Source organism: Mesorhizobium sp. Arg314, from assembly GCF_053714275.1.
The window spans coordinates 1-266 of the sequence record NZ_JBSKBP010000349.1; the positions used below are offsets into that span (position 1 = coordinate 1).

The 266-nt window shown below is 66.9% G+C and carries 1 protein-coding gene; it reads left to right on the forward strand.

Annotated features, from left to right (window positions below):
- Window positions 1-266, forward strand: a 266-nt coding sequence (locus ACWGS9_RS35810; protein WP_454509560.1) for a transposase, incomplete at both ends; no start/stop codon positions are given.

Genomic DNA, 266 nt, shown 5'->3' on the forward strand with positions numbered 1-266 from the left:
CGACGAGGCTGGAGTCACCTTCCGCTACAAGGACTATCGTCGCGATGGCGCCGACCGCCAGCGCGTCATGACGCTCGCTACAGACGAGTTCATCCGTCGCTTCCTGCTCCATGTCCTCCCGCGCGGCTTCCATCGCATCCGCCACTATGGCTTGCTTGCAGGCGGCTCTCGCAAGGACTGCCTCGCGCTCGCCCGCCAACTGCTGGCGGTCGCGCCTGCCGTCACGAATGATCCTCCGGCGGATCCGGACGACTTCCGCCCGCCGT